The organism is Sphingobacterium sp. E70 (assembly GCF_019285695.1).
Lineage (GTDB): Bacteria > Bacteroidota > Bacteroidia > Sphingobacteriales > Sphingobacteriaceae > Sphingobacterium > Sphingobacterium detergens.
Genome location: NZ_CP079104.1, coordinates 4191503 through 4215122, shown reverse-complemented (window position 1 = coordinate 4215122; position 23620 = coordinate 4191503). Strand labels below are relative to the sequence as shown.

Here is a 23620-nt window from a genome sequence, read left to right as displayed (position 1 = left end):
CTGTTGGAATCGGAGCTTCGGATGTGCCACAGTTATTTTTTTAAAGTGCCGAGATCTTCAGCAAAACGCTGGTACGGTTGCTATTCAGATCAGGATTCACGCCGACTTTCATCAGGTAATCGCCCGAATAGGTTTGTCCCTGGCCTAAGCTCGACTTGGTTCCCGGATACAAGTTGATCTCCTCCACCCGGTATTGTTTTTGGGCATCTAGTCCTTTTAAACGCACTGGATCCGTTGAACCTATGCCATAACGGTTATTGACCAGATAGTTGAAGATGACAGCTTCTGTTTTTTTGCTATTCACATAACTCAGGGCGGCAAAGTCACCTTCACGCGGATCGGCCAAACGATACTGATCCCCATGCCAGATTGTTGCTTTAAGCGCCTCGTAATTCTTTACCGCCTGCTGGGAGAATAACAGATCCTGCTCATTCAGGTGACTCACCACAATATCAAAACCCAGTTTGCCCATCATGGCTACATCCGTACGGAATTTGAGGGACTGTTTTCCCCAGTCTGTCACATGGTTTGAGGTACTAATTGCCGGAAAAAAGTACGAATATTCGTACTGCATAAAAATACGTTCCAGGGGATCTGTATTATCCGAAGGCCAGAATTCGGTAAAGTACCGAAGCGCTGCATAGTCCACGCGGCCACCGCCACCCGAACATAACATCATCGGCACCTTTGGATACTTCGCACGAATACGTTCCAACACCTTATAAAGGCCTTCGACATACGAAATATAAAAGGCGCCCTGATCTTTCAGAAATGCGGAATGCGCATTGTATATCACCGCATTACAGTCCCATTTGATGTATGCCAATGCCGGATTTTTGGTAAACAGATCGTCCAAGATATGAAAAACAAAATCCTGCACCTTGGGATTTGTCAGATCCAGGATTAGCTGATTGCGGAAGTAATGTTCTTCCCGCTGCGGCTGTTTAACGACCCAATCCGGATGTTGCTCGTAGAGTTCGGATTTGGGGCTGACCATTTCGGGTTCTACCCAGATACCAAATTTAACACCTTGTTTAGTCGCTTCTTCCACAAGCGTCGCAATACCATTGGGCAATTTTGTGCGGTTAGGTTGCCAATCTCCCAAGCTCGAGTGATCACTATTACGCGGATATTTATTTCCAAACCAGCCATCATCCAATAAAAAAGGTCTACTCCTAGTTTCTTGGTATCCTGAAGCAGTCCTTTCAATTTTTGCTCATTAAAATCAAAGTAGGTCGCCTCCCAATTATTAAGTAAAGTCAGGCGTTCGCCATTTCCATCCAACAACTGATATTTACGAGCCCAGTTGTGCAAGTTCCGGGAAGCCTCTCCTTTTCCCTTCGTCGATAAGGTATAAATCAATTTGGGCGTTGTAAACTCTTGGTTGCTGGCCAGTTTCACATTGGAAGCATAATTATTTATTCCGGCGATAATACGTAAGTTATTGAGGTAGTCGACTTCAAAATCCACCTTAAAATTTCCGCTATACCCAAGGCTTGCCATCAGGACGGTTCCTTCATCTTCGGATGCCGCCTTGCCCAATGACACCATAAAGGAAGGCGGTTGGAATAAGTTTGCGCGTGTTCCGAGTTTACTGTCCAACACTTTGATGCCGTGCGTCAATGGGGTCTCCTCCACCTGCATTTCTTTTGCCCAGTCGCCATGATACTGCCGCAACCAATACGCTTTTGAGCGCAGGGTCAGGTTGGCCGAAGCAAACTTTTCGAGGGTAACAACTTTTTTTTCTTTATTCTGGATAGTTGCCCACTGCTCAATGATATTTTCATTCGAAAATGATTTGTAGTGTAACACGACGTAAATATCATATACTGGATCTTTCAGCGTGATATCAAGCTGTTTAACATTGGCATCCAGGTCTTTCACCGCATGCTTTTCATAGCGCAAGTCCAGGGAGCGATTACCATCGGCATGGACAAGACTAATGGCAGGTTCCAGTAGATTTTTTGAACCTGAAGGGTATAAGCCGCATTGGATAGGCCACTATAGTCTGTCAATTGTCTATAACCGCTTGCAATGGTCGCATACTCTTTTGAATCACTCAATTTTTCACCGTAATAGAGCATTTTCAGTGTTTTCGTGGAATCGTACTCCAATACAAGTGCATTTGATCTGGTTTCAATGGGAATCTGTTTGGACTGCGCCTGCACATCCAGATGGACAAGCCCTTGAGTCATCAAGAGCCCGAGTACAACATGTTTAAAATGATGGGTTGGCATATATAAATAGATTTAGGATTTGTTAACGAACTTGACTATTTTGTTTGCTTTCAGTTGAATCTTGTAAAGGTATTTGCCATTGACTTGCTCTTGCAATGCAAGACCTTCTAATCTGGAAGGACTTAATACCTGAATTGTTTGATCCTTCGGCGAAGAAAGGACGAGCTGCGTAATACTTCTGTTATTCCATTCCATCTTATCTAGCTGTACATTGCCCCGGGCTTTGAGTCCTTTGACTGTCCCGGCAGACCAACGATCGGGCAAGGCAGGAAGTAATTCCAGAACATCAGTTTGCGATTGTAGCAACATTTCACTCAGGGCAGCCACATAACCGAGGTTGCCATCAATCTGAAAGGGTGGATGCGCACAGAGCAAGTTGGCATACACTCCGCCTCCATTGTTATAATCGATGCCCTCTCCGCCGACGAGGTTAATGAAATTCGTTAAAATCTTATAGGCATGATTTCCATCCTGTAATCTCGCCCAGAAGGCAACCTTCCAGGCCATGGACCAACCGGTAGATTCGTCGCCACGTGCGGTCAGGGTGACTCGTGCAGCCTTGGCAAGTTCCGGTGTTTTCAAAACCGAGAATTGATTGCCGGGATATAGGCCAAACAAATGCGATACATGGCGATGTTTGTCCTGTGGATCATCACGATCGGTTTCCCATTCCTGCAACTGCCCCCATTGACCAATCTTGGGTTTGAGCAATGCATCGCGAAGTGCCGTAATATGTTTACGATAGTCAGCGTCAATATTTAAAACTGTGCTTGCCTGGATGTAGTTGTTAAAGAGATCGTAAATAATCTGATGGTCATAGCTCACGGCATCCTCCGTGGGGCCATGTTCTGGCGACCAACCCTGTGGTGCCACCACAGTTCCGTCCGGTCTTCGTACCAGACGATCATCCCAAAATTCACTTACTTCTTTTAAAATTGGATATGCAAACTCGCGTAGATACTTCCCATCCTTATTAAAGGCATAATGTTCCCACAGGGCCTGCGCATACCAAGCACTTCCAGGGGAGTTCCAAAGAAAACTCTCGCCACCGAAGATATTATTTTCGGTCTTTACGGTCCAGCCCCGTACGCCCGGAAATTCCTTTTGTGTATTTACTTTCTTTACCTCGCGCATGCTATTGATATAATCGAGGTAAGGCCAGGCCGATTCACTCAGATTGGCCACTTCGGCAGGCCAATAGTTCATCTGCACATTGATATTGGAATGGTAGTCCGAGCGCCATGGCGGATTGTTGCTGTTGTTCCAGAGTCCCTGTAAATTTGCTGGCAGGCCACCTTTTCGGGAGGAGCTGATTAAAAGATAGCGTCCATACTGGTAGAGCAAGGCTTCTAGCGCCGGGATCGGCTGTTTTTTATACGCTTCCAACAACATTTTTGTTGTCTGTTTGCCATCCAACTGACTATGGTCAAGATCCAGATCCACCCGGTTGAACAGTGCCGTATAATCTGCGACGTGCCTTGCCAATAGTTTATCTACGTCATATTTTCTCGCTTGGTTCAGATAACGTTCATTGGCGTGTACTGGATTTTCAGCCGACTTCCATTTTGTTGCCCGCGTATTGGCATAATCTGTTGCCGCACTCAGCAGCAGAACGATTCTATCAGCAGATTTTACCGTAAGGACAGCCTGTCCTTTTTCATCTTTTGTTTCGGAAAGTGAACCACCGACCACCTGTACCTTCACCTGGGCAGCATACTGCATGCCATTGGCTAGCTTACCCTGAAATCGCAAATGGCCATCTTCCACTTGTACGGTCTGCCCATGTGTATCCTGAAGAGCAATTACGGCATTCAGTTTCCCTTTTCTACTGTTTGTATAGTCAAATACCATGACCTGATCCGGCTGACTGGCAAAATACCGTCGATTGATCTGCTGTCCATCCTGCTGATAGGCGGTTTCATGCAGCCCCTTATCCAAATTCAATTTCCGGCTATAAGCTGTAAAAGACTTGTTAACATCGGAATCAAAGCGAACAAAAAGATCACCGAAAGCCTGATAAGCGCCCGTTTCCTGTTCATCACCAGTCCATAGGCTATTTTCATTAAATTGAATATGTTCTTGATTTACTCCAGCAAAGATCATGGCGCCAATTCGTCCATTTCCGATGGGGTAAGCTTCGGTCATCCAGTCCGTAGCGGGCTTATTATCCCAGAGGTAATAGCGTTGTGCATAGGTTGTGGCTGAGCAAAGGGTCAAGCATGTAAAGATGAGGTATTTAATTTTTCTGTGCATTAACATAGCGACTTATACAATTTATTGAGCGATGCCCAATGGTGAAAAAACAAAATAGATGACAATCATCAATAGAATGAGAAAGGTGCCGACCCCGTACCTCCCCTTCCAATAACTACCTTTGTCCTGACCTGAAAACTCAAATTGATAGACCGATAGGTAGTTTGGCTGGCTCAATTTACTTCCACTCCAGATGACCAGCGCAACAGCGATAAATAGTAATGCGAATAGGTGCAGATAGTGTAGTTCTGTCTTCCATACAAACACCAGCAGAAAATAACTAAACATATACAGGAACAAGCCAATTTGTGCCATCCTTGGTGTCACACGGCGGGAGAGAATCCCCAAGATCATAATGGTGAAGATCGGCATATTGAACAGCCCCGATACCGTTTGTAAGTACGTATAAAAACCATCGTGAGCAAAGAGAATAAAAGGTGCAATAAACATGGCCGAGATAGAGATGATCAATTCAAACAGTTTCCCTTTTCTGACCAGTTCTTTTTCATTAAGGTCTCTTTTCTTATATTCCAAATAAGGCTTGTAGATATTAAAAATAAATAAGCTACCACAGCTCTGAAGGCCGGCAGTATAGGTAGTCATTGCAGCACCAAAGACCAATGCCAAGGAAAAGCCAATCAGCACATCCGGAAAGATCAGTACAATAAGTTTTGGAAAAACGGAAGCTGTAGGCTGTACATGCGGTAATAAGTGTACCGCCAGGAGACCAGGCAAATTGATCAATAGTGGCATCAGGAGTTTTCCACCGGCAGCCAAAGTCATTCCCTTCTGTGCTTCTTTTAAATTTTTAGCGCTTAATGCCTGTTGCGCAATATAAGGTTCCATTCCCCAGTAATAGAAATTGATCAGCAACATCCCTGTAAACAAGGTGGAGAAAGGCACTGCATCCTGTTTTGATCCCACCGCATTGAGGTGATCTCTTTTATCGTGAAACAGTTGCAATACACCAGCCCAGATATCACCATTACCCAGCTGCCAAAACGCGAAAATCGGAATGAGCACAGCAAGTATAAACAAACAGAGCCCGAGTCCCATGTCGGACAAAGAAATCAGCTTCAATCCCCCAATATGCTGTATAAACTACCGATGATACCCAATGCCCAAACCAATAGCCAGATACTCTGCCAATAACTGATATGCAGCAGTCCTGGCACATCAAACATTGTGGTCAGACTTAGCGCGCCACCGTATAATACCGGCGGCAATAAGTTAACAATATACCCGATCAAGATCAGAATAGAGACCAATATTTTGGTTTTGGAGTCAAACCGCAATGCTAAAAAGTCCGGTACTGTACGAAAGCCATGTTTGAAATAGATGGGCAGCAAAAATTCCGAAACCAAGAGCATGGCGACCACAGAGCTTACCCCCAACCGATCACCGAAAGATTATTGATATAAACCGATTCATTTTCACCTATAAACTGATTGGCGCTCAGGTTGGTCAATAGCAAAGCCGAACCGACCATCCAAAAACTGTTGCTCTTTCCGGCAAGAAAGAAACCGTTTAATGTATTGGAATAATTGGTCTTAAACTTCCATAAGGATCCCAAAGCAACCAGACCAGTAAAAAGACAAAAACTAAAAACTATCATCGTAAAACCTTTCCTATTTTATACGGAGTTGCGGTCTACCAATGTTGTTGGTACAACTTCCCTGATCAATGTTCTTTCCAGCACAAACCTGGCCGCCTCCGATCCGATCCGAGCAAAACTTGTCGAAAAGGTGGTAATACCGCCACTAATAATCTCTTTGATGACATCATCATTATGAGAAAGAATACCTAGATCCTGCCCCAAAGTCCAATCTTTTTGCAAAACTTCTTTCAGCATTTGGTACAGCTCTGGATTATGAATGGTAAAATAGAGCTTTCCTTTTTTAGGTCGCCTACATGATATTGCTTTTCGATCCGACCTTTTACTTTATACTCTTTTAGAAAGCGTAAGAAAGCATCTTTGATTTCATTGGGTTCGGCTGTATTTTCCCGAAAATAGAAGATCACTTCTTTATATTTTTGATCTTTGGGTAAAGTTCTTGAAATACAGCATAGGTTGCCTCCTCAAATTCCTGTGACACATAGGAATAGTCTTCGCCAAGGTCCACCAAGCGATCAATAATCAATAATTTGGAAGCCGGGATGGAACGTAGCAGCAATTCAGATTCTTTATTTTCAATTGGAGCGACAATATATACGGTATATCGTCCCTGGATACGATTGAAAATATCTTCAAAAGTCTCCATGTTGTTGTGATGGAAAAAGAGATCCACTGTTACCTCCTCCGGAAGATTGGCCCGCAATTCATTCACCAATGTATCTTGAAAGGTATCGTACGCATATAACAGTACCGCAACTTTTTGTTTCATCTGCGTATTGTTGCTCACCACAAAATATCCCTTTCTGTTTTTGATTCCACGACACCATGGGCAATCAGATCCCGATAAGCCTTGGCAAATGTTTCGCGTGCATAGCCTAGGTATTGGATCAAGTTATTGACAGAAGGTAAGCTGGAATGTACCTCCAGCTCATTAGCGTCAATGGCGTCCAATACCCCTTGTACAATACATTCATGTTTTGACAGAGTATTCAATGCTTCCAAGCGTTTGATCCGATCGATCAATACTTTAAAATGTTCTTCTTTGCTTATCTTCATACGTTGTGATTAAAGCAGGGCAATTTTAAATAATTTTGCTCCTGCTTGCTCAAAGGCAATGGATTTTTCAGCGCTAAGCTCTTGATTTGTTTTATCAAACAAGTCCACCGCCTTATATTTTTTGTTTGGCGTTAGGCCAATCTGTTTAAAATCTATGTTTATTGCTGCCGGGGTGGTATTGTAATTAAATACCGCCACATACAGATCTGTTCCTATCTTTTTGTAATAATAGGTATTTGCAGCTTTTCCTTCTACAAATCCTGCCGGACGGAAGCTCTTACCATCAGCTATAATCTTTAAAATTTCGGGATCCTGCAGATATTGATTCATCTTAGGTTGCCAGTTTTCCTTTTTCGACAAGTCATCGCCAAGGATAATGGTCCCCGTTACAACGCCTGAAAGCAATCTTGCTTTATTGACTTCAGGACTTTCATCGTGAAAGACCAGGTGGTCTGCATCAATAAAATCATAGAGATGGGTCTGCCACCAACCGTAGCTGACACTGTTTAAGGTATACTGTGTTTGGTCGATCGTCTTCCAGGCATCGCAGGCAATTCTGCGCATATGTGCAAATTGTGCTGTCGCCAAGGAAGGAGAAATCGCTGCATAGATCAACATCTTACCCTGCAAAACATCGACCAAATGCTTCATTCCTACAGCGTATGCCTGCATACCCGTCTGAATTTTATTATCATAGAAACCCGTGGATTCGATTGCGGCATGAGAAAGAAAGTCGATCTTGATCATTCTAAACCCACAGTCGACCAATTTCCCCAAGATCACATCCATGCGGGCCTGTGTACCAGGATGTGTTGGATCCAAAGCCCGCCCCCGTCTAAATTATGGTAGCCTTTTTGTGTTTTGGTCCAAAGTTGGCCAAAGGTAAATTGGCTTCCCTCTGCCTTGCGGTCCGGTCCACTTCCATGGCCCCAGTCCGTAAAAGGAGCCCAATAAACACCGGGTTTAAGACCCAAAGAATCACAATAGCGAACAAACTGCTTCAATTGTGTATAGTCGCCCGACATTCCGCCTGGTGTCATATTATCCCAAAAGGAGTCCAGATCAATAAAAGCTTCGCCACCTGCATTACGGAAATAAGGTATATCCTTCGCAAAATATTCGGCTGTGGCCGTGGCATTCTGAAAATTGATTTTATCTTGTATCACACCCCAGCTATTCCAACCCACAGGGGTCGCACCTTGCCATTTTTTTACATAGGGCGGTGACAACTTACGGTGGATTTTAGCATAGTTTTCCAATCCCATACGCCAGTCATTTACATAAGACACCGCATATTTCGGCGAACGGATCACATTGCCGCTCACAAAACCATGGCCCATTGAATCCCGTGTAATAGCCACATCGGTAAATCCCGCTTTGGCAGCAATCAAGTTATACTGTCCATTGTCGCCTTTGATATCAATCCCCGATTTCCAGACCGATTGATCCAACGAACCGATCAATACGCCATGGCTACGCTCTCTGTCGTAAACCACAGCAACTTCTGCACTCACTTTATTGTTCGAAGAAATCGCCTTATTTTCATAGGAGATAAAGGTATCATTGTCAAAAGGAACAGCGACCTGATAAAGTGATTTCCCAAGCGATGATATGGTCGCATTGGACCATATCGGAACCAATTCATTACTTGACAGGTTTTTTCCTTTGACTTCCAGTTCAAGGATAACCATATCACTGTTGTCATAGAAATAAAAATGCTGTAACAACGTTATTCCAGTAGTAGTCTTGGAAGAAACGGTATAACGTGTACCCTTTCCCAAATTATCCTGAATTACCGTCTCAGTCACTTTACGGCCATCCTTCAGTTTGTCTGTACTAATTTTTTGTCCATTGGCAAGTGTTAGATAAGCACTGGCATCTTTTAAATAAGTGACTTGATCTTTGCTTAGCGAATATGTTCCGGTCTGCTTGTTGTAGGCCAAGGTTATCCCCCTTTTTTACCTTAAAGGACTGGGCCGTTAACATTACCGTACTGAGCATAAAACATAGCGCGAAAATAGCTATCTTCATTCTGTTTGATATTATTGTAAATTGATCTGAAACGCGTTAATCTTCATGTAATGGTCCGGTTGAAAATTGACCAGCATCCCCATATTTAAGGTGACTTTTTCCTTGATTTCAAAATAGACCCCATCGGATTTTACGTCTGCATGGGCCATTGCCTGTTGAATTTGCTCAAGATCTGGAATTCCACTATTTGCTTTGCTTACGACCAGTTTTGCTGGCGGTTGATCATAATTTGTCCAGGATAAGTTACAAAAAAACGATATTTACCAGGAAATAAGGTTACTTTTTGCTCAATTTTACCATTTACGATCGCTGGAGCGCCCCATCCGGCTTCAATGTTAACCACACCCCATCATCCGAACCAAAGCCACCATAACCATTGTGGTTTTTCATGCTCGTATTGGTTATCCAATGATCCAGATTTCCCCAACGGTTGCCATCGAAAGCCGTCGCTGTAAACGGAGTTTTGTAATTCTTCAGACACCAAATACTGATGTCGCCTTTTTTATCGGTAGTTTGTTGCGCTGCACCATAAAGGTATCAATCGCATTGCTATCAGGCCGAAATACAGTCTGGTAAGCAATCTCCTGATTCGGCAGATAGTCCAAGAGATTAATTTTCTCATTCAGCTCTTTCGTCCGCACCACGGTATCCGTAGTTGTATTGTTTTGATTCTTATAAGTCATGCGAACGGCATAGAATCCCACACTCGGTGTCACATCCTGTAAGGCAAGTTGAAATTGTTGATCAGCCATAAAATTCTGATCCAATATTGTCCGCTGGAAAAGTCCTTCACGATAACGATCGCCATAAACATTTCCAACAAGAAAGGTCGGCACCGAAAATCTTCCTTGGCTATCTACTGTACGGATTTCGAAATTCATGGGCCCTTCCGGTAGATTTTCAATCACATAATGTACGGTATCGATAGCATCAGTCAATTTTACCGGAAACTTCATGGAATCCTGTCTACTGTTCCAATACACGCGCAGCTCGGAAACTCCGGCGTTCACCCGAAAGATGCCATCTACTTGTACACGATATTTTCCCGAACGTATTTTGATGGAATCCAGCTTCGCAGGATATACTATTTCCTGTCCATCGGTGAATTTGGTAAATTCATCCATCTTAGAACATGCGCCGAATAAACAAACGCCGAACAAGGCCAGTATGCATAGATATGTTCTCATCTTCATTTTCTTTTTAATAGTTAATAAACACCCCATACTTGTACTTGGGCAATCTGGATAAAGTAACTACCACGCCAGTTGCGCAGATTGCGGATCCGTAGATATTTGTATTTTGGTGCATCTTCGGGCATATCAAAAGACCAACCTGCGATGCCATATACTTCATCTGCGTTGGTATTTGTTCCAGCTGGAGTACCCGAAGGTTTTCGCACGGTACAGGTTGCCAGTTTAGACCAAGATTCCCAGGAGCCATCCAGATTTGGAATGTTACTTCCCCAGACTTCAAATTCACGCATGTTACCCTTATCGTAAAAACCATTTTCCCGACGTGGGAAAATCACGACACGGCTTAATTTTGCTTCCTTACCGATAGAAAAAGTCAGGGATTGCGGAGCACCGGCACTTTCAACTGTATATAAGGCTGGCCATCGGGAGGGATTCATGTTGCCGTCCCACATCATTTCCGAAGTCGTCCCGTACATATACTGCGCATCCCCGGTAAGTGTAATGCTGCAAACTGCTGTCTCGGAAAAAGATTTTCTTCCAGAGGTGTCAGCGAGGTATACAACGTATCCGATTTATTTAACCATCGGTCACGCACATAAAAGGCAAATTTCATTTCACGGGATTTCAGTCCGCGGATATTATATAAGATCAGGGAATCCTGGCTATAATAGTTGTCCAAAGGCAAATATTCCCCATTATTCAGGAGTCAACCATAGGGACAATAACGACATCACCTTTTTCCTGATTGATTGAACTTATCCGGACGCCGCCAAATGTCGGCGCAATTTTCATTTGCCCGAATACGAGATCAAAAATCGGTGTTTTAGGTTCTACTGTAACGTCCACAGCATCTGAAGCCACTTCGGCCTTATTGACGGCGTAAAGCTTTACAATATGTTTTTGTGTATCCGGAAAACCGTCGATTAAGATCTCATTTTTATAGGTTGATGATTTTACAATCCGTGTCTGTCCATTGGCCATGACATATTCGGCCTTTACATACAATACATTTTGACTGGACGGTAAACTGTAATGTATCGTTGCCTGTCCGTAGCCGTTGGTAACAGAAGTATTTTGCACAATACCTGGTTTCGTTTGGTCATCTTCAAGCAGCGTCCATCCCTTTTCCTCTTTACAACCAGCCAATAGATAAAAAAGACCGATCAGGACATAGCAATAGTTTAAATATTTTAGATTTTTCATAATTTTTCTATTTAATAAGGGATTACCAACCTGGGTTTTGTACTAAGTTGGGATTGACCAAAAGGTTGTTTTCCTTATCGGCCAGAAGTAATCTCTCGGTGCCACAAAACGTTGTTGAAAAAGGTCTGCTCTTTATAGAAAAGTTCGGGATGATCTTTATCCTGGTTTCTATCCCAGCCGGTAATGTTTTTATTCAGTTCCTGTGCCGCCAGCTTCCAGCGTTTCAGATCCCAAAAACGTGATCCCTCAAAGCTCATTTCAATATTCCGTTCACGTTGGATAATGCTGCGCAAGCCTTGCTTGCTTGTCGGTTTAGCAGGATTTAACGCATACTTTGACCAGGATTCTTGGATACCCTCCAACCCAGCCCTTTTCCGAATTTTATCGAGGTATAAAAAGACATCGGCTGTTGGTCCCTCGCTTTCGTTCAAGGCTTCGGCATACATCAAGTACAGATCCGCCAGGCGCATCATCGGCCAAGGATATTCTTCAATGTGTGAACTATTGCCATCTTTGAAAGCAAATTTCCAATTCACTAATTTTTTGGGATAGTATGTCGTCACAGGAATAGAGAGTCCGCTACCAAATAATCCCAGGCGCAACTGTGTGGTCCAGGTATTTTCATCACTACGGCTTGGACTATTTTCCATAAACCAGATCCCCGTCAAAACCAACATTGGCGTAAAACCTATTTTCGCGATCAAAATGTACACGTGCAGTCTGATAATTCTGAATATTATTGAACCGCTCTGCATAGTTACCCGAACGAAGCTGATTCTTATTACTAAAATCCAGGGTTTTATCTTCGTCCATTGGCACGCCATTTCGGGTATAGAATTGGTCAACAATCTTTAAGGAAGGTGCTAAGGTACCATGTACACTGTTATTACCTGCATTATTGGGATCAATATGTGCCATGGATGAATACTGCATCTGCCAGGCCCGTGAAGTCGGATTTGCCCAGATAATTTCCTTGTTCCATTTTTCAGTCACAGCATTGCGAACGCTCATTTGAATCATTGTCGTATCGGAGAGCGGAAATACAGTACCAGGAAATTGGTATAGACCCATTCCCAGGTTCTCGCATGCGGTAATCGCTTCCTTTGCAGCACGGGCGGCCTTCTGCCATTTTTCCAACTGAAAGCTCTGATTGAAGAACAGTGTCCCATCGACATTTTTAAAGGTCGCATAATCCGTATTACCGTTGAACAACGGACTCGCGGCATATAATAATACTTTTGCTTTAATCCCTAAGGCAATAGGCTTTGGTAATACGGCCCAAATCCGTAACCGGAGACTGGACCGTATTGGGTAGTTTAGGAATTGCCTCGTCAAGAACCTTGACTATATAATCGACAACCTCATCAATAGGCTGGCGTTTAACTTTTGCATCCTCGATAGAAGTATTTACAGATAAGTTGACATCCATTGTAGGAATAGGTCCGTAATGCCGCATCAACATAAAGTGATAGTATGCTTTTAAGAACATCACCTCTCCTTCCCAAGTGGTACGCTCGTCCTGTGTCATATCACGTACTTTTTCGGGATTACGAATATTTTCCAGAAAAATATTACAATCGCGAATGGCATTATACATATAACCATCCCAATAGTTCACGTAAGGATTGGTGACATTCTGATTTCCACGGGCAATATTCCAGTTTGTTCCATCAATACTGAGGGTTGGGTAGTCCAGCCAGAATTCATCCCCTGCAAGGTAAGCTGGATTTCTGGTCGGATCACCATCCGGCGGCAGGTATGAATAACAGGTAGCCAAGTACTTTATTGCTTCGCTACGCATCGTAAATGCATTATCTATTGTCGCCACATTATCCGGCACGACATCCAAATAGTTGCAGGATTGAAAAAACAATAAACCTGACGCAACCAGTAATTTAATTAATCTTAGATTTTTCATGATAAACTGCCTTTTAAAATCCTACGTTAATACCTACGTTATACACAGCCTGCACAGGATAGCCTAATCCTTCACCACCCATTTCAGGATCCCACATCTTAAATTTGCTCCATACGGCAAGGTTGAGTGCATTGACATAAAAACGGACATTGGACATCTTAAACTTGTTGAGAAACTGATTTGGGAGATTGTAGCCCAATTCAACAGATTTCAATCGTAAGAATGCGCCATTACGCATCCACCAGGTTGAAAACTGATTATTATTGTTGTTAAAACCATCCGTCAAGCGTGGCCACAGGGCCCTAACGTCCTGGTTATCTTCGGACCAATAGCTGTTTGCCACTTCCTGCAACAAACCGTTTTGATAAGGTCCGTTGATCGCAAAAGGTGTAATATTTCCCGGATCAATAAAGAATGATGAACGGGCAGATCCCTGTAGGAATGCACTGACATCAAAGCCTTTGAAACCCACAGAAAAACCCATACCATAAATAATTTGGGGATCTGTCGGATAACCGATCGGCACTTTGTCTAAATCCGTGATTTTACCATCGCCATTGATATCCCTGTATTTGATATCACCACCCATGGTTTTAAAGGCGCCACCAAAATTCTGTAGCGGCGAGTTTTCCGCTTCGATATCATCGACAAACAGACGTTCAGCAATCAGACCATACGATTGTTTGATCGGATGTCCCAGCCGAGAGAGGTAGGATAAATTTGCCGGATAGTCAGGCTCTTCGTTAACCAGTAATTTGTTGGTTGCATAGGTCATATTCGCCCGCAACTGAGTCCACCAGGTATTTTGAAAGGACTTATTGTAATCCAGGGCCAAGTCAAATCCTCGGCTCTGCGCCTTTCCGATATTAGCCTGGATATCAGACTGAAAACCAGTTGTAGAAGGAATATTTGAACGCACCATTAGGATATTGCTGCGGGTAGAGTTGTAATAATCAAACACCACACCCAAGCCATTTTTTAGATTCAGGTCAAATCCAGCATCGAAGGTTTTTGCCCGTTCCCAGGTAATATCACGATTTTCATACCGCGATATGGAATAACCAGGCCGTGTGTAATCCCAGTTATTTCCCAAGAGAAACCTCGGCCACCGTTATTCGGATTCACTTGCGATAGATAGAAGAAACGATCACGATCTTCGCCAATCTGATCGTTACCCACCAGACCATAGGTTGCCCTCAATTTTAAGCGGGAAACGACAGGGGTCATAAATTCAAACATTTTTTCCTCATTTAGGTTCCACCCTACACCAAAAGAGGGGAAGAAACCAAAACGATGATCTTTAGAGAAACGTTCGGAACCGTTGTAGCCAAAGTTAAACTCAAAAAGGTAGCGGTTTTTGAACGCATAGGTTGCGCGACCTGAAACCCCGAGGTTGCGAGCAGGCAAAGAAGCCTGCAAGTCGCCACCATTAGCGGTCTGATAATTACGGATAATACCGATCAACATCCCTGTGATATCATGGTCCTCAGCGATGGTGCGGTTGTAATTGACAGCAAACTCACCGTACGTCGTGGTATTTAGGATTTTATTTCCCTGGTTGTAATCCAGGTATTCCGTACCCTCATTTTCGTTGAGCAGACTTAAAACCGTATTGCTGGTACCTGGGATTCGGACCAGATTGTAATAAAATGGCTTAAAGCTCCGCGTGACAGAAAAATAAGAATAGCGTTGTGTATAGGCCATTAAGCGAGCGGATAGACCTTTGGTAATAAAATCGAAATTCTGTTTCAGTTCCAATTGCACATTGACTGTGGAGCTATTATATTCCTGAAAACCATTGACCATATTGGCGTAGGGATTGTTATATAGCGTTTTGGTGGTTGGGATAAAGTTATTTCCGAAAAGCGGATGCGTCGCAAATGGAGAATAGGAAGATGGATAAATTGCCGGAAACATTACCGGGTTGGACCAAATTGCTTCACGAAATACGCGCTGTCCACCATTGATCAGATTTCCCCATTTATCATAGCCCCTATTGGTCCTGTATAGTCATCAAATTGGGCCGAAGTACGGATAATTCCAATAGTCGTTGGGGTAACATTTAAGGTAATATTAGAACGTAAGGAGTAGTTTTTCAGGTTGATATTATTATCAAAGCTATTACTATTTTCGGATCGCAGAATTCCCTTATCGTTATTAAAGGTACCTGCGACATAATATTGAGCAAGGTTTCCCCACCGGTGACATTGAAGTTAAAGCGCTGGTTGTTGGTATAGTCCTTTATCAGTTGGTCGATCCAGTTATTATTGGGATAGAGCAACGGATCGTCCCCGTTCAGTATGATCAATTTTGTTTTGGCTATAAGGCAGGGTTCCTTTTGGATCCCTGGTCAATACCGCTTCATTAGCCATCTTCATATAGGTAATGTTATCGGCGAATTTAAAATTACGCGTGTTGGTTGAGATGGAGTTCTCAAAACGTGCATTGAATTTTGCCTTACCGACAATACCGCTTTTGGTATTGACCAAAACAACCCCATTTGCACCTCTAGCACCATATAACGAAGAGGCTGCTGCATCTTTCAATACGGAAAAACCAGCGATATCATCAGGCTGTAAGCGGGCAAGTGCCGTGGTATTGGATTCCATTCCGTCGATCAAAATCAAAGGGTCCTTTTTCCCTGCGCCAAAAGAACCGACGCCGCGAATAAAGAAGGAAGCGTTGTCATTACCTGGTTCCCCACTTCGCTGGTAAGCAATTAGTCCAGCTACCCGACCCGCCAGCATGGAGGTCAGATTGATGTTGGTCCCTTAATTTCTTTCGGGTTGATCGAGGTAATGGAGGCCACCATGCTCGTTTTTTTTTCTGCGTACCGTAGGCTACGACAGTCACTTCATCCAGATTGGAACTTGATGAGGATAAGTAAATGGTCATACGGTTGGTACTCGTGACCTGAACAGTTTTGCGGTCGAATCCGACCGAAGTCAGGACAAGATGATCGTTGATGTGTGCATCTTTAATCAGAAATTGTCCCTGTGCATCCGTTGATACAACTGCATTCTTTCCCATAAAGGCAATTGTAACATTGGAAATTGGTAAATGTCCGACGCTATCCAATACAACTCCTCTCAATTCAAACGATTGGTTCTGTGCGTGCGCAAAACCAGCCATTAGCATAAAAAGGAAGACAAGACTACATCGCTGCCATTTACAGATTCGGTAATACATGTGGTAGATCATAAATTGGTCTTCTTATAGATTGGTTATTATACAGTAGTATGGCGAGTATTAATCTATACTATTCTATACTACTATACAATAGTAAAAACATTTTCCGACATCCGCAAATATTTTTTAATAATAGCTTCTGTTTGTACGATATACGGCACCAGAGGGCAACTCCAAAAGGTGGGATTTGTTATATAAATAAAGCGGTATATACCGTAAAGAGTGAGGTTATATACCGCTAGGGAATCTATTTAGAAAATTTTACACAAAAAAAAAGGTAGGCCTAGCCTACCCTTTTGTCAATGAGTGGTGATATTTTAAGGTATGATTGAGCGAATGTGCAGTCTGTCGGGCATCGTCCTGATAAGACGACAGATCCCCACAATTTCGAATGTCTGCCACATCCACTTTCTTTCTTACTTTGCTGATGACCTGATTTAGTTCGGATTTCCAGTTGCCCGGATCACCAAAATCGTCCATCCAATTTTTATTGATAAACCTTTTGTAGTTCAAAAGCAAAATATACAATTCCTCACCACTACCGGCGCGATTGATTGACGTGCGCCAGTTCTCTAATTTGTCTTTAAAACTCATAACCAGCAATATACAAAAAAATATTGCTTATCCAAATACTTGCCCTTATCGCGTCTCAGACCTAACACAAATATGACCGTACTTCCATAAAACCGTCCGCTTTGATGTCACATTATCTGTCAACTCTTAATTAGTCCTTTTGGGATATGTCATATATATCGGAATAAAAATTATCATGTATACTCAATTCAGGATTTATTCATGAATCGGTATAACAGGAACCAACCTACCCCCTCGTATGCATTTTCTTTACTTTTTGTTTACCGTTTTGATCCTATTTCTTTGCTATTATACCAAAGAAATAGCAAAGCAGAGGCAAGCCAGGCCCCTAGAAAGAACGAAGAAACGGCCTAGAATAAGTAATAAATAACCAAAGAATCACCAATAAATAAGCAAAGAAATAGCAATAAATAAGCAGAGAATAAGCAAAGAAAAGAGGCAATCTTTTTAGAAGGGCTAGTTTTTCCGTTTTTAGCAACGGTACAACTTTGATAAAAGGTCAATGATTCACAAAAAGAGAATCGGTATAAAATTAACAGAAAATAAAATCACCATTAAACCTTAAACAACTTTCTTTTGTCTTATCAATAAATAACAAAAATACGATTATTTTCTTTTAAGTTTACACAGAAGATTTATTTTATGATCAAGGCTACTTTAAAAATTCTCGCGCTAACACTGTCTATAACAGCTGTCACTATTCCCAATGTAAGCTTGGGCTATCCAATCGTTAAGGATCAGCCAAACCACTTCTTTTTACTCCCACAGGAACTGGGGGTGGCTATATCAAAATCGGCAATCAGATCCTCTATAGAGGCCAAGAGGTGAAGGATGCCAATGCTTCTACTTTCAAATATCTCAAGGATGGTTATGCTAAAGATGCTTGGAAAGTTTATTTTCGTGGCAACATAATCAAGGATGCGTCGGCTTCTTCATTTCAAGTATTAACAGGTGGCTATACTAAAGATGCCTGGAAAGTATACTTCCGAGGGGAACCCATGCCATATGCCTCGGCTTCATCGTTTCAGATATTAGGTGATCATTACAGCAAAGATTCATGGAAAGTCTTTTACAGCGGTCAGGTAATCTCCAATGCATCAGCTTCTTCTTTCAAATTGTTAGGCAATGGCTATTCCAAGGATTCATGGAAAGTATATTTTCGAGGTGAGTTATTGCAAGAGGCGTCGGCTTCCTCGTTTCAGATACTAGGTGATCATTATACCAAAGATTCCTGGAAAGTCTTTTACAGAGGACAAGTAATCAAAGATGCATCAGCCAGTACCTTCACACTCGTAGGAGATGGTTATTACAGGGATTCCTGGAAAGTCTTTTACAGCGGACAGGTAATCCCCAATGCATCAGCCTCCACTTTCAAGGTCTTAGGGATGGGTATTCCAGAGATTCATGGAAGGCATTTTATTTCGAAAGAAATAGCGGAAGCAAATGCTTCCAGTTTTGAAAATTTGGGGCAAGGTTATGCTAAAGACCGATGGAACAGCTACTACAAAGGTCAGAAGAATGGCCAACAAGGCGGGGCCGCAGTAAAGATACTTGGTGGCGGTTATGCCAAGGATAACTGGGAAGTGTTTTATAAAAGTGAAAAACTGCAGGAGCGACAGCCTCTTCATTTGAATATATTACTGATGGTTATGCCAAAGACCGCTGGGAAGTTTATTATCAGGGGATCAAAATAACCGATGCCACTGCCAGTTCCTTTACCGTTCTTGGTGGCGGTTATGCTAAAGATCGCTGGGAAGTTTTCTACCGTGGTCAGAAAGTGGAAGACGCGACAGCTTCTTCATTTGAGTACCTTGAAAAAGGCTATGCCAAAGATAGGTGGAACCAATACTACCGCGGTGAAAAAGTAAAGTAATCCGGAGCCAACAGACTCCTAAAAAACACCCTCATTTCTTTCTATTTAAAAAGAAATGAGGGCAAACCGGGTCCTTCCGACACGAACCCTTACGGATTGATGACCAAGCTATTTCCCAGTCCCGTCATAAATCCCGGACCGATATTTTGTGCTTTCAGTAAATCCCGATGCTGGGCGTCCAATTTTGGAGCACCAGCATCTGCTGTTGCAGCAAAAGGATAATTACCGACAAAAGCACCCAACACCGGACTGGTACTGGTCGGCTCATAGATTCCATCAGCTGTCAACGTATATTTTGGATTTTGACGTGTAAAACCAGCTGGAAGCTGTTGGCTCGTCGGCACATCAAATACAATATTTCCCTGGTAGGTAAAATTAATGGGTTGATCTGTAAAGGTCAGCATGGTTGAACTTGCAGCTTGCGACACCACATTATTGGCGATATGTCCATCTGTTGGAGGCAAGGTGCGACTGTTCCCCCTTTTCCCGAACCGATATCGAATGATTGCTTACATTTAATCATGGTGTTGGCCACCACCTTCACACGTTTTACTTGATAGTAACCACTTAACGGCGAATTAGGTACACCATCCATGACAGCCACCGGTGCTTTTTGTCCTGTTCCCGCCATATTTTGGAAGTAATTGTTGTAGACAACATGATCCTCCCCGATGATCCGGATACCACCAGCTGCACTATTGCCGTTACCGACAAAATAGTTCCCATAAACAGCAGAACCATTTCCATGTCTCAAACATAGCGTCCCTTCGCTCTCGTGGAAGAAGTTATTGCGAATGGTATCGCTCCCCATCTTGTTCGAGATAATTTCAGTTTCACCGTTGCAACGTTGAAAAATATTATCTTCAATCGTCGTGAATGCACTGGTCATAGACCAGTCACTTGTTCCGATACGGATGGTTTCACCGCCGTTATTCGGTAGCTCTGCCCGTTCCCCAAAGAAATTATGATCGATCCGGTGTTTCATCGTTTTATTTGTTCCCCAGACCACCATCGTAGGCCCCTGATGTAATTTCCCCTTAAGGTAACAATGATCAATACGATGATTCGATCCATTAATGGATACCCACCTATAGTCAGTCGTTGCTGCGGGCGGATTATAATCCACAATAGCCGTATTTGTCAACCGGCAATTTGATGAAGAAGAGGTAAAATCGACCACATTTTTTCCGGAGGTATATCCATTTTGGAAGACAAGACCATTAACCACGAGCCATTTACCCGTGATGCTGATGGAGGAAGTACCTTTCATGATCACTGCTCCGGGCTGTTCAGCGAGTAACACAATAGGCTGCTGGCTTGTTCCCTGCGCACTAAATGTCAATTCCTGATTTGTCCATTGCCCCGATTTCATAATCACCGTGTCGCCCGGCTGTAGACTTAAGGCCTGCAAATCGGCTGCCGATTGAATAGTATGGCATTGCACACAGGCGATACCATTTAGTTGCAATTTTACCGCAGCTGGTTTTTCACAGCTACTCCCCATCACTAATAACAGTGAGAGTGAAGCAAATACCGTTTTTTTGTGGTCATATTTAAGTTTATTTAAGGTGTTTAATTTATTGTAAGGAAATAAAAGGATAGACGGTGGTGTTTCCCTTTACTCCGTAAACATGTACCACACCATTCGTAACACCATATCCCCCGATCTATTGGTTGTTTTATTATTAATCTGAATCGGAGCCAAATCGTTGTTGTTCACCAGTTTCAAATACATGGCTCCTCCCTGATCAAAACCTTTCCCCTCATTCAAGTAGCCCAGCAGCGATCCTTTACTGGCGACAGTATTTGCCGGCAATAAGGTTTTTACCTTCACATTGGTGATGCTCAGATCAGCGAAGTTATATTTGCCCTGCAAGATGAGGTAAAGGAAATAATTCCGGACATCTTCTCTGCTATAATTTTCCCATTTCGTCGCAGGTTTGGTCAGTGGTTTTCCAGTACCATCCACTCCTGTTACGATAGGAAACTCAAAAAGAGTCCACCCGTTACCTTTTTGCCTTCGCATCCCAGATCTTAATGGCATCATTGTGCAAAAAAATAAATGTTCGATCTGCCTTTTCCAGTTCGTTAAGATCAATACCCGCGTATTCCAAACCAATGCGCATCCACTTGAAGGCAGTATCTGTTGGATTTTCGGGGTTCCATAGGAACGATTTTCTAAAAACTTCTTCGCGCTAATGCCAATATTAGGGTCCAACGTTTTATGTTCGTAATCGTAATTTTCTTGCAATTCCATATCAAAAGGAACAGCCAGTTGTCAGTAAAGTCAGGAGTATCACTCCAACTTGTATCCACTTGATGTCAAAATTTCTTTTCATGATTTCCTTTTCTAAATTCCCGCATTAATCTGTATACCCCGGATTTTGAACCAACAAACTATTGGAGTTCAAAACATTTCTACTCAGCGGCCAGTAAGCTCTATTTTTAGGATCTAAGAATCCCGGCATTTCCAAGTTTCCGGCATCCTCTTGTCTACGTTTCAGAATAGGGTCCATTACAACCTTAACACGATTCGTTCGTACCAGGTCGAACCATCTTTTGCCTTCTCCGAAAAGCTCTAGCTGCCGCTCGTTTAGGATTGCGGTTTCCAGGGCATAGGGGCTTGCCAATTCAGGTGCACTCAGATCATACAATGGAAGTTGAGCACGTTTCCGTACAAAATTCAAATATTTAATGGCTCTTTCTCTGTCGCCCCTTGCGTTCAAGGCTTCAGCATAAAGTAGATAAATGTCACTCAGACGGTACATGGTCAGATAGACCGGAAGCAATTGATTTGTTGCGGGCCAGGGATCCGCTTTGGTTGGGTTTGCTTCTGTCGGATACCACTTAATAAATCGATCCCGTTTATTGCTTGGCATACCGAAATAAACATCCAACGTCTGTTTTGGTCGAATATCCGGACTTGGTGTACTCGTAGTTTGCGGCAAAAACCAGCTGGTCCAGATCCCTTCATCCACAATCACCTGTTTGTTATTTGATGTCCAGGAAGTTTGCATGCAGGCACAGCCATTTTTCAGATAATCCCAGTGGATACTCCAGATCGTCTCTTTGCTGGAAGATGGATTTGTAAAGATAGTTTTCCAGGTCGCTGCATCCTGTAGATTGGTTTCATTTAAACCAGCATAACTGACATTGGTCGGCGACTTTGCTACGAATAATTTTTCAATCCACTTTATCGCATTTTCATGATCTCCCTGCCACATATACACGTCGGCCATAATCGCACATATTCCAGCCTCACCAATAGTCCATAACGGGCTTCTGGCATCTTTGGTAATCAACGAATAGGCTTTTTCCAGATCTGGAATAATTATATCTTTTATGAGTTTCTCCTTCGGTTCGCGTGCCCTTCCAGCAGGTTGTTGCACATCTTCGTAGGGCTCCAACCAGATCGGTGCGTCACCCCAGACACGAACAATATAAAAGTAAGACATGGCGCGAAGCGCATAACTCTGTGCTAAATAATCGTTTTGCATTGCCATTGTTATCCGACTATCCAATTGAGCCGCCTGCGGAATATATTTGATGTTATTATTCGCTCTCCCAATTGTTGTATACAGGCCGCTCCAATCTGAAAAATCATTAGAAGGAGTAATACTGTTCAACACAATTTCATCGACATAGTCCTTTGTATAGCTAATAAAGCGATCGAAATTATCTGACCGATATTCTCCCCAATAAAGATATTTCTCGGTATACTGTTCTTTCCCGACCATTTCAAGCTGAAAAGCACTATACATGCCCGCCATTGCGGCCTGCACATCATACATATTTTTATAATGCTGACCCAATGTTCCATCTGCAAGTGGCTTTTCGTCAAGGAATTTTTTACAGCCACCCAAGGTGCCTAAAAAAATAAAGCTGCTAAAATTTTTATTTTGTACATAATTGAAATCTTCTAAAAATTAACATTTACACCGAAACCAAACTCTCTCCTTCTTGGATAACGGCCATCGTCCTCACCAGGTGTCAATGGATTCGTTGTGCTGAATTCAGGATCGTAGCCATTGTAGTTCGTCCAGGTCAATAGATTTGTTCCATAGATATAGGCTGTAAGACCCTTCATTTTCAATTTATTGACCAAATTTGGACTAAACGTATAGGCCAGACGTGCACTGGCGAGTCTGATAAACGAAGCATCTTCGATGTACAGACTGTTTTGGTTGGTCTTCATGTTTCCACGGTTATTTCTTTCAGGATAGTAAGGATACTTAGCCTCATCACCCGGTTTCCGCCATACATTGTATACCATATCCGGTGACCCCGCCCCGGTATTTGAAGGATAGTTCTGGCGTTGTAACAAAGCATTATACACTTCTCCACCGATTGCGCCATTGAAAAGCACATTTAAAGAAAAACGTTTGTAGGTAAATGTTTGCATAAAACCAAAGTAGAAATCAGGGTGGGATTTCCCAGAATCATGCGGTCATCGTCATT

At 42.8% G+C, this 23620-nt stretch carries 34 protein-coding genes and 1 pseudogene; 3 read left to right on the top strand and 32 right to left on the bottom strand.

Annotation, left to right across the window (positions count from 1 at the left end; all coding sequences use genetic code 11):
- Window positions 1-40 precede the first annotated feature (40 nt).
- The 27 genes and pseudogenes from KUH03_RS29640 to KUH03_RS29515 form a co-directional block, all read right to left on the bottom strand.
- Window positions 41-304 carry a GH36 C-terminal domain-containing protein gene (locus KUH03_RS29640; RefSeq protein ID WP_257097426.1) on the bottom strand — a complete coding sequence of 88 codons (264 nt, stop codon included), beginning with the start codon at window positions 302-304 and terminating at the stop codon, window positions 41-43.
- Window positions 305-424: 120 nt separating this feature from the next.
- A pseudogene (locus tag KUH03_RS29635) lies at window positions 425-1944 on the bottom strand (alpha-galactosidase); the annotation flags it as partial.
- Window positions 1881-2237, bottom strand: a complete 357-nt coding sequence (locus KUH03_RS29630; RefSeq protein ID WP_257087976.1) for a hypothetical protein — start codon at window positions 2235-2237, stop codon at window positions 1881-1883. The gene KUH03_RS29630 and the pseudogene KUH03_RS29635, both read right to left, overlap by 64 nt.
- Window positions 2238-2249: 12 nt before the next feature.
- Window positions 2250-4490: a glycoside hydrolase family 95 protein gene (locus tag KUH03_RS29625; RefSeq protein WP_257087975.1), complete on the bottom strand. Its 2241-nt coding sequence runs from the start codon at window positions 4488-4490 to the stop codon at window positions 2250-2252.
- Between the two features lie 21 nt (window positions 4491-4511).
- Window positions 4512-5570, bottom strand: coding sequence for a hypothetical protein (locus tag KUH03_RS29620; RefSeq protein ID WP_257087974.1), 1059 nt, complete (start codon window positions 5568-5570; stop codon window positions 4512-4514).
- Window positions 5567-5884 carry a hypothetical protein gene (locus KUH03_RS29615; protein ID WP_257087973.1) on the bottom strand — a complete coding sequence of 106 codons (318 nt, stop codon included), beginning with the start codon at window positions 5882-5884 and terminating at the stop codon, window positions 5567-5569. Before KUH03_RS29615 ends, KUH03_RS29620 begins: the two co-directional genes overlap by 4 nt.
- On the bottom strand, window positions 5875-6105 hold the full coding sequence (locus KUH03_RS29610; RefSeq protein ID WP_257087972.1) for a hypothetical protein: 231 nt from the start codon (window positions 6103-6105) through the stop codon (window positions 5875-5877). The genes KUH03_RS29615 and KUH03_RS29610 overlap by 10 nt, the downstream gene beginning before the upstream one ends.
- An 18-nt stretch (window positions 6106-6123) precedes the next feature.
- Window positions 6124-6342 carry a substrate-binding domain-containing protein gene (locus KUH03_RS29605; RefSeq protein WP_257087971.1) on the bottom strand — a complete coding sequence of 73 codons (219 nt, stop codon included), beginning with the start codon at window positions 6340-6342 and terminating at the stop codon, window positions 6124-6126.
- The gene (locus KUH03_RS29600; protein ID WP_257087970.1) at window positions 6336-6512 is read right to left on the bottom strand and encodes a hypothetical protein; all 177 of its coding nucleotides are present in this window, start codon (window positions 6510-6512) and stop codon (window positions 6336-6338) included. The genes KUH03_RS29605 and KUH03_RS29600 overlap by 7 nt, the downstream gene beginning before the upstream one ends.
- Window positions 6509-6892 (bottom strand): hypothetical protein, encoded by a 384-nt coding sequence (locus tag KUH03_RS29595; RefSeq protein ID WP_257087969.1) that lies wholly within the window; start codon window positions 6890-6892, stop codon window positions 6509-6511. Before KUH03_RS29595 ends, KUH03_RS29600 begins: the two co-directional genes overlap by 4 nt.
- Window positions 6889-7161, bottom strand: a complete 273-nt coding sequence (locus tag KUH03_RS29590) for a GntR family transcriptional regulator (protein WP_257087968.1) — start codon at window positions 7159-7161, stop codon at window positions 6889-6891. Before KUH03_RS29590 ends, KUH03_RS29595 begins: the two co-directional genes overlap by 4 nt.
- Window positions 7162-7170: 9 nt before the next feature.
- The gene (locus KUH03_RS29585) at window positions 7171-7983 is read right to left on the bottom strand and encodes a hypothetical protein (RefSeq protein WP_257087967.1); all 813 of its coding nucleotides are present in this window, start codon (window positions 7981-7983) and stop codon (window positions 7171-7173) included.
- Entirely contained in the window at window positions 7941-9104 is a 1164-nt protein-coding gene (locus tag KUH03_RS29580; protein ID WP_257087966.1) for a hypothetical protein, read from the bottom strand. Before KUH03_RS29580 ends, KUH03_RS29585 begins: the two co-directional genes overlap by 43 nt.
- Before the next feature lie 99 nt (window positions 9105-9203).
- Entirely contained in the window at window positions 9204-9341 is a 138-nt protein-coding gene (locus tag KUH03_RS29575) for a hypothetical protein (RefSeq protein ID WP_257087965.1), read from the bottom strand.
- A gap of 151 nt (window positions 9342-9492) precedes the next feature.
- Window positions 9493-9669, bottom strand: a complete 177-nt coding sequence (locus KUH03_RS49320) for a DUF5013 domain-containing protein (RefSeq protein ID WP_373564852.1) — start codon at window positions 9667-9669, stop codon at window positions 9493-9495.
- Window positions 9666-10316: a DUF4998 domain-containing protein gene (locus KUH03_RS29570; RefSeq protein ID WP_257087964.1), complete on the bottom strand. Its 651-nt coding sequence runs from the start codon at window positions 10314-10316 to the stop codon at window positions 9666-9668. Before KUH03_RS29570 ends, KUH03_RS49320 begins: the two co-directional genes overlap by 4 nt.
- Window positions 10317-10399: 83 nt before the next feature.
- Window positions 10400-10861, bottom strand: coding sequence for a DUF5000 domain-containing lipoprotein (locus KUH03_RS29565; protein ID WP_257087963.1), 462 nt, complete (start codon window positions 10859-10861; stop codon window positions 10400-10402).
- Complete coding sequence (locus KUH03_RS29560; RefSeq protein ID WP_373564509.1) at window positions 10837-11064, bottom strand: DUF5126 domain-containing protein; 228 nt, start codon at window positions 11062-11064, stop codon at window positions 10837-10839. The genes KUH03_RS29565 and KUH03_RS29560 overlap by 25 nt, the downstream gene beginning before the upstream one ends.
- Before the next feature lie 20 nt (window positions 11065-11084).
- Entirely contained in the window at window positions 11085-11588 is a 504-nt protein-coding gene (locus KUH03_RS29555; RefSeq protein WP_257087961.1) for a DUF4959 domain-containing protein, read from the bottom strand.
- A gap of 74 nt (window positions 11589-11662) precedes the next feature.
- Window positions 11663-12238, bottom strand: a complete 576-nt coding sequence (locus tag KUH03_RS29550) for a RagB/SusD family nutrient uptake outer membrane protein (protein WP_257087960.1) — start codon at window positions 12236-12238, stop codon at window positions 11663-11665.
- Entirely contained in the window at window positions 12228-12800 is a 573-nt protein-coding gene (locus KUH03_RS29545) for a RagB/SusD family nutrient uptake outer membrane protein (protein WP_257087959.1), read from the bottom strand. The genes KUH03_RS29550 and KUH03_RS29545 overlap by 11 nt, the downstream gene beginning before the upstream one ends.
- 31 nt (window positions 12801-12831) lie before the next feature.
- On the bottom strand, window positions 12832-13506 hold the full coding sequence (locus KUH03_RS29540) for a RagB/SusD family nutrient uptake outer membrane protein (protein WP_257087958.1): 675 nt from the start codon (window positions 13504-13506) through the stop codon (window positions 12832-12834).
- A gap of 13 nt (window positions 13507-13519) precedes the next feature.
- Entirely contained in the window at window positions 13520-14599 is a 1080-nt protein-coding gene (locus KUH03_RS29535; protein WP_257087957.1) for a TonB-dependent receptor domain-containing protein, read from the bottom strand.
- Entirely contained in the window at window positions 14491-15423 is a 933-nt protein-coding gene (locus KUH03_RS29530; RefSeq protein ID WP_257087956.1) for a hypothetical protein, read from the bottom strand. Before KUH03_RS29530 ends, KUH03_RS29535 begins: the two co-directional genes overlap by 109 nt.
- Window positions 15424-15770: 347 nt before the next feature.
- Window positions 15771-16253, bottom strand: a complete 483-nt coding sequence (locus KUH03_RS29525) for a TonB-dependent receptor plug domain-containing protein (RefSeq protein WP_257087955.1) — start codon at window positions 16251-16253, stop codon at window positions 15771-15773.
- The gene (locus KUH03_RS29520; protein WP_257087954.1) at window positions 16195-16707 is read right to left on the bottom strand and encodes a carboxypeptidase-like regulatory domain-containing protein; all 513 of its coding nucleotides are present in this window, start codon (window positions 16705-16707) and stop codon (window positions 16195-16197) included. The genes KUH03_RS29525 and KUH03_RS29520 overlap by 59 nt, the downstream gene beginning before the upstream one ends.
- 276 nt (window positions 16708-16983) lie before the next feature.
- Complete coding sequence (locus KUH03_RS29515; protein WP_120259046.1) at window positions 16984-17289, bottom strand: hypothetical protein; 306 nt, start codon at window positions 17287-17289, stop codon at window positions 16984-16986.
- Window positions 17290-17931: 642 nt separating this feature from the next.
- On the opposite strand from KUH03_RS29515, the gene KUH03_RS29510 reads away from it, so the two are divergent.
- The 3 genes from KUH03_RS29510 to KUH03_RS49315 are packed head-to-tail and all read left to right on the top strand — an operon-like array spanning window position 17932 to window position 19162.
- Window positions 17932-18117, top strand: a complete 186-nt coding sequence (locus tag KUH03_RS29510; protein ID WP_257087953.1) for a hypothetical protein — start codon at window positions 17932-17934, stop codon at window positions 18115-18117.
- On the top strand, window positions 18114-18983 hold the full coding sequence (locus KUH03_RS29505) for a DKNYY domain-containing protein (RefSeq protein WP_257087952.1): 870 nt from the start codon (window positions 18114-18116) through the stop codon (window positions 18981-18983). The genes KUH03_RS29510 and KUH03_RS29505 overlap by 4 nt, the downstream gene beginning before the upstream one ends.
- Window positions 18926-19162 (top strand): DKNYY domain-containing protein, encoded by a 237-nt coding sequence (locus KUH03_RS49315; protein ID WP_373564851.1) that lies wholly within the window; start codon window positions 18926-18928, stop codon window positions 19160-19162. Before KUH03_RS29505 ends, KUH03_RS49315 begins: the two co-directional genes overlap by 58 nt.
- A gap of 89 nt (window positions 19163-19251) precedes the next feature.
- Here KUH03_RS49315 and KUH03_RS29495 read toward each other — a convergent pair whose 3' ends face one another.
- The 5 genes from KUH03_RS29495 to KUH03_RS29475 form a co-directional block, all read right to left on the bottom strand.
- Window positions 19252-19593: a hypothetical protein gene (locus tag KUH03_RS29495; protein ID WP_257087950.1), complete on the bottom strand. Its 342-nt coding sequence runs from the start codon at window positions 19591-19593 to the stop codon at window positions 19252-19254.
- Window positions 19560-20666, bottom strand: coding sequence for a polysaccharide lyase 6 family protein (locus KUH03_RS29490; RefSeq protein ID WP_257087949.1), 1107 nt, complete (start codon window positions 20664-20666; stop codon window positions 19560-19562). The genes KUH03_RS29495 and KUH03_RS29490 overlap by 34 nt, the downstream gene beginning before the upstream one ends.
- 114 nt (window positions 20667-20780) lie before the next feature.
- Window positions 20781-21419 (bottom strand): hypothetical protein, encoded by a 639-nt coding sequence (locus tag KUH03_RS29485; protein ID WP_257087948.1) that lies wholly within the window; start codon window positions 21417-21419, stop codon window positions 20781-20783.
- 106 nt (window positions 21420-21525) lie between these two features.
- Window positions 21526-23025: a RagB/SusD family nutrient uptake outer membrane protein gene (locus KUH03_RS29480; protein ID WP_257087947.1), complete on the bottom strand. Its 1500-nt coding sequence runs from the start codon at window positions 23023-23025 to the stop codon at window positions 21526-21528.
- 56 nt (window positions 23026-23081) lie between these two features.
- Window positions 23082-23564 (bottom strand): hypothetical protein, encoded by a 483-nt coding sequence (locus tag KUH03_RS29475; RefSeq protein WP_257087946.1) that lies wholly within the window; start codon window positions 23562-23564, stop codon window positions 23082-23084.
- Between the last annotated feature and the right edge of the window lie 56 nt (window positions 23565-23620).

Coding starts and splice junctions, on each gene's coding strand:
- KUH03_RS29630 (WP_257087976.1), bottom strand. CDS start 2,237: ATGCCAACCCATCATTTTAAACATGTTGTACTCGGGCTCTTGATGACT.
- KUH03_RS29625 (WP_257087975.1), bottom strand. CDS start 4,490: ATGCACAGAAAAATTAAATACCTCATCTTTACATGCTTGACCCTTTGC.
- KUH03_RS29610 (WP_257087972.1), bottom strand. CDS start 6,105: ATGATAGTTTTTAGTTTTTGTCTTTTTACTGGTCTGGTTGCTTTGGGA.
- KUH03_RS29605 (WP_257087971.1), bottom strand. CDS start 6,342: ATGCTGAAAGAAGTTTTGCAAAAAGATTGGACTTTGGGGCAGGATCTA.
- KUH03_RS29590 (WP_257087968.1), bottom strand. CDS start 7,161: ATGAAGATAAGCAAAGAAGAACATTTTAAAGTATTGATCGATCGGATC.
- KUH03_RS29575 (WP_257087965.1), bottom strand. CDS start 9,341: ATGGCCCATGCAGACGTAAAATCCGATGGGGTCTATTTTGAAATCAAG.
- KUH03_RS29570 (WP_257087964.1), bottom strand. CDS start 10,316: ATGGATGAATTTACCAAATTCACCGATGGACAGGAAATAGTATATCCT.
- KUH03_RS29565 (WP_257087963.1), bottom strand. CDS start 10,861: ATGTACGGGACGACTTCGGAAATGATGTGGGACGGCAACATGAATCCC.
- KUH03_RS29555 (WP_257087961.1), bottom strand. CDS start 11,588: ATGAAAAATCTAAAATATTTAAACTATTGCTATGTCCTGATCGGTCTT.
- KUH03_RS29550 (WP_257087960.1), bottom strand. CDS start 12,238: ATGGAAAATAGTCCAAGCCGTAGTGATGAAAATACCTGGACCACACAG.
- KUH03_RS29540 (WP_257087958.1), bottom strand. CDS start 13,506: ATGAAAAATCTAAGATTAATTAAATTACTGGTTGCGTCAGGTTTATTG.
- KUH03_RS29530 (WP_257087956.1), bottom strand. CDS start 15,423: ATGTTTCCGGCAATTTATCCATCTTCCTATTCTCCATTTGCGACGCAT.
- KUH03_RS29525 (WP_257087955.1), bottom strand. CDS start 16,253: ATGCTGGCGGGTCGGGTAGCTGGACTAATTGCTTACCAGCGAAGTGGG.
- KUH03_RS29520 (WP_257087954.1), bottom strand. CDS start 16,707: ATGATCTACCACATGTATTACCGAATCTGTAAATGGCAGCGATGTAGT.
- KUH03_RS29515 (WP_120259046.1), bottom strand. CDS start 17,289: ATGAGTTTTAAAGACAAATTAGAGAACTGGCGCACGTCAATCAATCGC.
- KUH03_RS29510 (WP_257087953.1), top strand. CDS start 17,932: ATGATCAAGGCTACTTTAAAAATTCTCGCGCTAACACTGTCTATAACA.
- KUH03_RS29490 (WP_257087949.1), bottom strand. CDS start 20,666: ATGGGGAGTAGCTGTGAAAAACCAGCTGCGGTAAAATTGCAACTAAAT.
- KUH03_RS29485 (WP_257087948.1), bottom strand. CDS start 21,419: ATGGAATTGCAAGAAAATTACGATTACGAACATAAAACGTTGGACCCT.
- KUH03_RS29475 (WP_257087946.1), bottom strand. CDS start 23,564: ATGCAAACATTTACCTACAAACGTTTTTCTTTAAATGTGCTTTTCAAT.